Here is a 9189-nt window from a genome sequence, read left to right as displayed (position 1 = left end):
TCCCAGCCCCACTGCGCGCTCGGCTCGGTGAAGACGAACATCGGACACCTGGAGACGGCCGCGGGCATCGCGGGGGTCCTCAAGGTGGTGCTCGCGCTGCGCCACCGCACCCTCCCCGCCAGCCTCCACTTCCAGACGCCCAATCCACAGCTGCGGCTGGAAGGCGGCCCGTTCTACGTCAACGCGCGCACCCGCCCGTGGCCCGCCCCGGTCGACGGGGAAGGACTCGAAGGGCCCCGGCGCGCGGGCGTGAGCTCCTTCGGCTTCGGTGGCACCAACGCGCATGTCGTCCTGGAGGAATACCGACAGGCGCCCCGGCCGGCCGGGGCCTCCCCTCGGCCCCAGCTGGTGGTGCTCTCCGCTCGCGACCCCGCCCTGTTGCGGACCAGCGCCGAGCGGCTGCGCGAGGCCCTGCGCGCTCCGGAGCCGCCGCGCCTGGAAGATCTGGCCTACACGCTCACCGTGGGACGCGAGGTCTTTGATGAGCGACTGGCCATCGTGGTGCGCGATCTGGATGAACTCGCCGCGCGGCTCGACGGCTGGCTCCAACAGGGATCCGCCGAGCACGTGCACACCGGCAACGCGGGTGGGGCACGCGCGAACGAAGCGCTCCTGGGCGGTGCCGCGGGCGCGGCCTTCCTGGACGCGTTGATCTCCGGAGGTGAACTCGACCGGCTCGCCCGCCTTTGGGTGAGCGGGACCACGCCGGATCTCTCGCGGCTCCATCCGCTCCCGCCGCGGCGCGTGTCCCTGCCGGGCACTCCCTTCGCGCGGACGAGGCACTGGCTGCTCACGAGTCCGGCGGATCGGCTGTCCGTGGCGAGCACGGCGCCAGTGCCCACCGCGGAGGAGGCGCCGGTGGAGGCCACCGAGCCCTGGCGCGACGTGCTCCACTTCCTGACCCGGGAGCTCGCGGCCACGGCGCGGCTCGATCCAGCCAGCGTGAGCCCCACGGCCGACTTCGAGAGCTACGGGATGAACTCCATCCTCATCGCCGAGCTCCACCAGAAGCTGGAGGCAGCCTTCGGCAAGCTCCCGATCACCCTGTTCTTCAAGTACAAGAACCTCGCGGACCTGGCGGCCTACCTGGGCCAGGAGCACGGCGCGCGGGTCCAGCGGCTCACTCGCCCGGCCTCGCTCCCCGCCGCGCTGGCACCGCCGCAACCCGCCGTGCCCGCACCGGGGAACGGTGACGCCACCGGGGACATCGCCATCATCGGGATGAGCGGCCGTTATCCCCAGGCGGAGGACCTGGAACAGTACTGGCACAACCTGGAGACGGGCCGGGACTGCATCGAGGAGATCCCAACGGAGCGTTGGGACTACCGCCCCCTGTTCGATGCCACGCGCCGCGAGCCGGGGTCCCTCTACGCGAAGTGGGGCGGCTTCCTGAAGCGGGTGGATCGCTTCGACGCGACCTTCTTCCAGATCTCGCCGCTGATCGCTCGCTTCATGGACCCGCAGGAGCGCCTGTTCCTGGAGACCGCATGGTCCTGCATGGAGGACGCGGGCTACACCCGCGCGGGGCTGGCGAAGGCGGACGCGGGAGATCAACGCACCCCGGTGGGCGTGTTCGTCGGCGTCACCTACAACGAATACGCCCTCTTCGGAGCGCAGGAGTGGTCGCGGGGCAACCGCATCCCGTTCAGCACCCAGAGCTTCTCCATCGCCAACCGGGTCTCCTACGCGCTCAACCTGAGCGGCCCGAGCCTCACCATCGACACCGCCTGCTCGTCGTCGCTCAACGCCATCCACCTCGCCTGCGAGAGCCTGCGCTCCGGCGCGTGTGAGGTGGCCATCGCGGGCGGCGTGAACCTGTCGCTGCACCCGAGCAAGTACGTGATGCTCTGCGCCAACCGCTTCGCGTCGAGCGACGGCCGCTGCCGCAGCTTCGCCGCGGGGGGCGATGGGTACGTCCCCGGAGAGGGCGTGGGGGCCGTGCTGCTCAAGCCCCTGGCCATGGCCCTGCGCGATGGAGACACCATCCACGCGGTCATCAAGGGCAGCGCGCACAACCACGACGGGAAGACCCACGGCTACACGGTGCCCAACCCCGTGGCGCAGACCGAGGTCATCTCCACGGCCCTGCGACGCGCCGGGGTGGACGCCCGGACGCTCAGCTACGTGGAGGCGCACGGGACGGGCACCAGCCTGGGCGACCCCATCGAGGTCACCGGACTGACGGACGCGTTCCGGAGCCACACCCCGGACCGGGGCTTCTGCGCCATCGGCTCGGTCAAGGCCAGCATCGGACACCTGGAGTCGGCCGCGGGCATCGCCCAGCTCCACAAGGTCCTCCTGCAGATGAAGCACCGGCGGCTGGCGCCCACCCTCATCCATGGTGGACAGCTCAACCCGCACATCGACTTCGCGAGCACGCCCTTCCACGTCCAGCGCGAGGCCGCGCCGTGGCAGGCGCGGCCCGGAGAGCCCCTGCGCGCTGGCATCAGCAGCTTCGGCGCGGGCGGCGTCAACGTGCACCTCGTCGTCGAATCCTGGGACGCGCCCGCCCCCCGGAGCAGTCCGCTCCCCGCGCGGCCCCACGTCCTGGTGCTGTCCGCCCGCACCTCCGAGCGGCTGCGCGTCCAGGCGCGCCGGCTGCTCGACCTCCTCGATGCCCGGCGGGACTGGGGCACGAGCGAGTTCGAGGCGCTGGCGTTCACGCTGCAAGAGGGACGGGAGGCGATGTCCGGCCGGCTCGCCTTCGTGGCCTCGGACCTGGCCACGGCCCGCGAACGGCTGCGCGCCTATGTGACGCACGCCGAGGACCCGGTGGCGCTCCAGGCCCAGGGCCTCTTCACCGCCAGCCTCTCGCCATCGCACGTGGCGGGCGCCGCGCCCACCGAAGCCGAGCTGCTGGCGCTCGTCACCCGGGGCGAGCACGCCACCCTCGCGCGCACCTGGGCCGAGGGCACGCCCTGGCCCTGGCGGGCCCTGCACCGGGCTCATCCGCCGCGCAGGCTGCGGCTCCCCACCTATCCGTTCGCCGGGGAGCGCCATTGGATCGAGACCTCGCCCGAGCCCCAACAGCGCCTGACGATGCGGGAGCAGCTGCGCGACGCCCCCCAGGCCGAGCGGCACGCGCTCCTGACCCACCTGCTCGGCGAAGTGGTGGCCCGCGTCCTGGCCTATGCCCCTTCCACCCAGCCGTCGCCGGACGAAGGCTTCTTCGACCTGGGGATGGAGTCGGTGCAGGCCACCCAGCTCGTGGAGCAACTGGAGGGCGAGCTCGGGCTCGACCTCCATCCGACGCTCGCGTTCGATCACCCGACGCTGAGGTCCCTCGCGGACTTCCTCCTCGAACGGATCCCCACCGGGACCGAGGCACCGGCCGAGCTCCGCGCCGAGGTCCCGGCGGAAGGGGTGTTCGCCCGTCAGGAATGGCGTGACGCCTCCTCCCCGGCGACGCGTGGATCCGCGCCTCGCGGCATCCTGCTCGTGGGGGGAAGCGAGGCGCACGTCAGGGCCTTCCGCGAATGCCTGCACTCACGGGGACTCGATGTGCCGGTGGTGGGAGCGCGCCTGGGTCAACGCTTCGCTGGAACCGGCGCGGAGCCCGAGTTCGACCCCGCCGACGCGCGACAGGCGCGGGAGCTCCTCGCCTGGCTGGACGCTCGGGGACTCCAGCCCAGCCACGTCTTCCATCTCGGGGCGCTCGACGAGGCGTTCGGGATGGATCCCACCCTCGGGTTCACCCACCTGCTGGGGCTCGCGAAGGGGATGCTCGCGCACTCGTCCGACGGCGCGATGCGCCTGGGCTACGTGCACTCCACGGTGGACGGGGTGCGCCATCCCGCCCACGCCGCCCTGGGTGGATTCTGTCGCGCGCTCGGACTGGAAGCGCCGCGGCTTGGCTTCCAGACCCTGGCCCTGGAGCCCGAGGCGTGCGCGCCGTCCGACGTGGCGCGTCTGGCGCTGGCCAACAGCGAGCACGACGACGTCGAGGCCCGGTACGTGGCGGCCCGACGGCAGGTGCGCGAGCTGGTGGAGCTGCCGCCCGGGACGCCTCGTCCGTCACCGCTGCGACAGGGCGGGGCCTACCTCATCACCGGTGGAGCGGGCGGACTGGGCCTGCTGCTGGCCGAGCATCTGGTGCGCACCGTCCGGGCGCGCATCGCGCTGACGGGACGAGGTGAGCTCGACGAGGTCCGCCGCCTCCGGCTGGAGGCGCTGCGCGCGGCGGGCGCGGAGGTGATCTACCTGCGCGCGGACGTCAGCGACCGGGACTCGGCCGCGCGCGGGGTCCGCGAGGCGTGCGAGCGACTGGGGACGTTGCACGGCATCATCCACGCCGCGGGCGTGACGCGGGACTCGCTCGTCACGGCCAAGGATCCGGAGCAGTGGGCGGCGGTGCTCGGCCCCAAGGTGCACGGCACGCTCCACCTCGACGAGGCCAGCCGTCACCTGCCCCTGGACTTCTTCGCCCTGTTCTCCTCCACGGCCGCCATCACGGGGAACGTGGGCCAGGGCGACTACGCCTTCGCCAACGCCTTCCTCGACGCCTTCGCCGAGGAGCGCGAGGCACGAAGGGCTCGCGGAGAACGGCACGGGCGCACGGTGTCGTTCAACTGGCCCTTGTGGGCCGAAGGCGGCATGCGGGTGGAGGCCAGCACGCTGCGCTTCATGGAGCGCCGCGGCGGTCTCACGCCGCTGCCCACCGCGCTCGGGCTGTCGGTGTTCGAGGCGGGGCTTGCCCAGGAGGGCTGCCAGCGCGTGGTGTTCCACGGTGCTCGCGACACGATCACGCAGCGCTTCGGCATCCGGACCGGGGCCACCGCGCACGAGCCCGCTCCCATCCCCGCCGCCGCGCCTCCCGCGCCCGCCCCGGTGGCCGGGACACGTCCCGCGGCATCGCTCCCTGAAGGCCGGGAGCCCATCGCCATCATCGGGATGGCCTGCCGGTTCCCCGGTGGGTGCGACAGTCCCGAGGCCCTGTGGCGGTTCCTCCTGGAAGGCGGCGACGCCATCGTCGACGTGCCCCGGGAGCGCTGGGACCCCGAGGCCTTCTTCCACGCGGATCCCGACACCGCCGGAAGCGTATACGTGCGACAGGCGGGCTTCCTGAAGGAGGCGCCCGCGCTCTTCGACGCGCGGCTCTTCGGCATCTCTCCGCGCGAAGCGGCGGACATGGACCCCCAGCAGCGCCTGTTGCTGGAGGTGTCGTGGGAAGCCCTCGAGCGCGCGGGGCTCGCGCCCGACAGCCTCGCGGGCAGCCCCGTGGGCGTCTTCGTGGGCATGGGCAGCGCCGAGTACGGACTGCTCCCCCGCGCCGCGCGGCAGTTCAGCGCCTACGCCGCCACGGGCCTGGCGGCCAACATCGCCTCGGGCCGCATCGCCCACCGGCTGGGGCTCCAGGGGCCCGCGCTCACCGTGGACACGGCGTGCTCGTCGTCGCTCATGGCCGTGCACCTGGCGTGCGACAGCCTGCGCCGGGGCGAGTCCACCGTGGCCCTGGCCGGCGGCGTCAACCTCATGCTGTCGCCGTACACGTTCGTCTCGCTGTGCCGCTTGCGCGCCCTGGCGCCGGATGGACGTTGCAAGACGTTCGACGCCTCGGCGGACGGCTACGGCCGCGCCGAGGGTGGCGGGATGCTCGTGCTCAAGCGCCTGTCCGACGCGCGGCGGGACGGCGATCCCGTGCTGGCCGTGCTGCTGGGCTCGGCGGCCAACCATGACGGCGCGAGCAGCGGGCTGACCGTGCCCAACGGGCTCGCCCAGCAGGCGCTCCTGCGCAAGGCCCTGGAGTCCGCGGCGCTGGAGCCCGAGCGCATCTCCTACGTGGAAGCCCATGGCACGGGCACGTCCCTGGGAGATCCCATCGAGATGCAGGCCCTGGGCTCCGTCTATGGGCAGCGCCCGGCCGCCGCCGAGCCCTTCACGGTCGGCGCGTTGAAGGCCAACCTGGGGCACCTGGAGGCCGCCGCGGGCATCGCGGGCCTCATCAAGACCGTGCTCTGCCTCCAGCACCGGGCCATTCCGAAGCAGCCCCACCTGCGCCAGCTCAACCCCCACATCCGCCTGGACCGCATGCGCGCCCGGCTCGCGTGGGACACCCTGCCGTGGGACGGGGAAGGACGGACCGCTGGCGTGAGCGCGTTCGGGTTCTCCGGGACGAACGTCCACGTCATCGTGGCCGAGCCCCCCACTCCGCCCGGCCCCATCGCTTCGCTTCCGCGGCCCGTCCACCTGCTGCCGCTCTCGGCCCGGGACGACGCCGCGCTGCGCGCCCTGGCGCGCTCCTGGCGGGAGTACCTGTCGCGGGAGCCGGAGCACGGCGTGGGCGCGGCGTGCACCGCCGCCGTCTCCTCGCGCAGCCACTTGGAGCACCGCGCCGCGGTGGTGGCCTCCGATGGCGCGGGGCTGGCCGCCTGCCTCCAGGCCCTCGCAGAGGGCGGGAGGGCCGAGGGCCTCCTCCACGGCGTCGTCGAACAGGCCGCCATTCCCCGGCTCGCGATCGCCATTCCCCACGCGGGGGACCTCCGCGCCACCGTGGCGGCGCTCTACCCGGTGGAGCCCGTCTTCGCGGCGGCCTTCGACGCCTGTGGCGCCGTGGCCCGGGAGCTGTCAGGCGGCGATCCCCGCGTGATGGAGGCGCCGGAGGTCACCACCTTCCGCGCCCGGTTCGCCCTGCTCAAGCTGCTGGGGCACTGGGGCTATCAACCCGACGCGCTGCTGGCCGACGGACGGGGCCTCCATGTCGCGGCGTGCGAGGCCGGTGTGATGGACCTCCGGGACGCGCTGCGCTGCCTCCTGCGCGACCTGGGTTGGCATGGCGGCTTCACCCTGGAGCCGGGGCGGCTGGCCGAGCCCCGCTCGCGCCTGCTGCGCACGACGGCCGACGCGCTCATCGATGCCCGGAAGGCGGCCCGCGCCGACACGTGGGCGGCCCACGTCGAAGCGACGGGGAACTGGGAGGCGGCCCTCGCGGGCCTGGCGTCCACCGATCGCCGGATCATCGTGGCGCTGGGAGACACGGGACGCCCCTGGCTCCGCGCCACGTCGGAGCACGCCCCCTGGCGGACGCTGATGGAGTGCGTGGCGGAGCTCTACACGCGGGGGCTCGGCCCGGCACGGCGCGCCTTCACCGAGGCGAGGCCCCGTCCGGAGCGCACACCGCCGACCTACCCGTTCCAGCGCAAGCCCTACTGGCTGCCGGACCTGCCCGTGGAGGCAGCCCCCACCGGAGCGGACAAGCCCCCCTCGCACGTGTTCGACGGCACACCGCTGCACTCGCCCCGCCGCGAGCGCGAGTTCGCGTACCGGATCAGCCACGCGCGCCTACCGGAGCTGGCGGACAACCACGGCATCGCCCACGTCGGGAACATCCAGGAGCTGCTGACCCGCGCCATCCGCCAGCACCTGGGCTTCACGTCGTTCGCGCTGCGGGACGTGCGCTACCTGGCCGCGCTGCACGTGGAGCCCGGCGAGGAGCGCGAAGTGCGCTTGGGAGTCGAGCCCCTGGAGGCGGACCGCGCGAAGCTGCTGCTCCATGGCCGCGTGAACGAGCGGAGCCCGTGGACACTTCACGCCCAGGCGGTGATGGAGCGCGCGGAGCCCACGCGGGAGACCCTGGACGTCCCCCCGCGCCTGGAGCAGGGCACCCGCTGGGACGGCGCCACGTTCTACCGGCGGCTCGCCGAGCTGACCTTCGACCTGGGGGAGAGCGTGAAGTGGGTGGACGCGGTGAGCTTCCGTGACGGCGAGGCCGTGGCCCGCTTCCGGCGGCAGCCCCGCGCGGAGCGGACCTCGCACGCCCTGGGCTTCCACCCCGGCATCCTCGACGCGTGCGCGCAGCTCTTCGCCGTGGCGGGCGCCGCCCACCTGGACGAGCGCATGAGGTTCATGGTGGTGGGCTGGGAATCCTTCCAACTCCACCACGCCCCGGCGGACGACACGCTCCAGTGTCACATCACCTTCCCCGAGCCTCCCGACGCGAACGGGCACGTCACCGGCCACTTCCGGCTCCTGGACGGAGCAAACCAGCTCATCGCCGAGGCCCGGGGACACCGGCTGCGGCTGCTGAGCGCCGAGCGGGTGGAGGCGCTCGAAAAGGCCCTTCAGGAGGCGCCCCCGTCCCCACCGCCCGCGCGCGCCCGCGCCCTGGACGGAAGGGACCTGTCCGCCCGGCGAGAGGAGGTCGTGGCCTTCCTGACCGCACGCGCCGCGCATCACCTCCAGTTGGAGCCGGACGCGCTGACGCGCCAGGTCCCGCTGCGGGACCTGGGCCTCGACTCCATCATGGGGCTCTCCTTGCGCCGGGACATCGAGGAGACCCTGTCGCTGCGGGTGCCCGCGGAGCTGCTGCTCGAAGGCCCGAGCATCGACAGCCTCGCCCAGGCCCTGTCGCAGGACCTCGCCCCCGCGCCGGACGCGCCCTCCCCGGCGGAGGCCGCGGTGTCCCACGCCTGGTTCAGCCACGGGGTGCGCCGTCCCCGGCCGCGCGTGCGCCTGTTCTGCTTCCCCTACGGCGGCGGCGGCGCATCGCTCTACCTGGACTGGGCGCGGCTGCCCGAGCACATCGAGGTGTGGCCGGTGCAGCTCCCGGGACGCGAGACCCGCATCCACGAGCCGCCCCTCCACCGCCTGGACGACCTGCTGCCACGGTTGGAGGCCGCGCTGTCGCCCCACCTCGACCTGCCCTTCGCCTTCTACGGGCACAGCCTGGGCGCGCTGCTCGCGTACCTCCTCGCGAGCCGGCTGCGCGCCCACGGGCGGCCCCAGCCCGAGCACCTGATCGTGGGTGGCGCCAGCGCGCCCTTCCTCTGCCCCGGTCCCTTCCTGGAAGGGCTCCAGCGGCGCTTCCGCGAAGCCGGCTTCCAGGGCGTGCCGGATCCCGGCACGCGCGAACCCCTGGGGCCGCTGCTCGACATCGCGATGAACACGGCCGAGGGGCGGGTGATGGCGGGCCGGGACGCCGACTTCGCGCGGGCGCTGCTGCCCATGATGCTCGCGGACCTGAAGCTCATGGAGGGCTACCGCTACCAGCCCGAGCCGCCCTTCGCCTTCCCCATCACCGTCCTGCACGGCGACGCCGATGACCGCATCACCGCCGAGGCCTCCGCGGCCTGGCGCGCGGTCACCCAGGGGGCGTTCCACCTGCACGTGACGCAGGGGGATCACTTCTTCCTGCGCGCGAACCAGGCCCAGCCCTGGCTCCTCCAGCGGATCGCCGCCGCCCTCCCCCTCCAC

1 protein-coding gene is annotated in these 9189 nt (G+C 73.4%); it reads left to right on the top strand.

The window, feature by feature from the left end; all coding sequences use genetic code 11:
- Positions 1-9189: SDR family NAD(P)-dependent oxidoreductase (locus tag D7Y15_RS40340; RefSeq protein ID WP_148713000.1), on the top strand; the 9189-nt coding region annotated here is incomplete at both ends.

Source organism: Corallococcus sp. AB030 (assembly GCF_003668965.1).
GTDB lineage: Bacteria > Myxococcota > Myxococcia > Myxococcales > Myxococcaceae > Corallococcus > Corallococcus exiguus.
The sequence above is the reverse complement of the archived record's forward strand: the minus strand, read 5'-3'. Positions and strand labels throughout refer to the sequence as shown.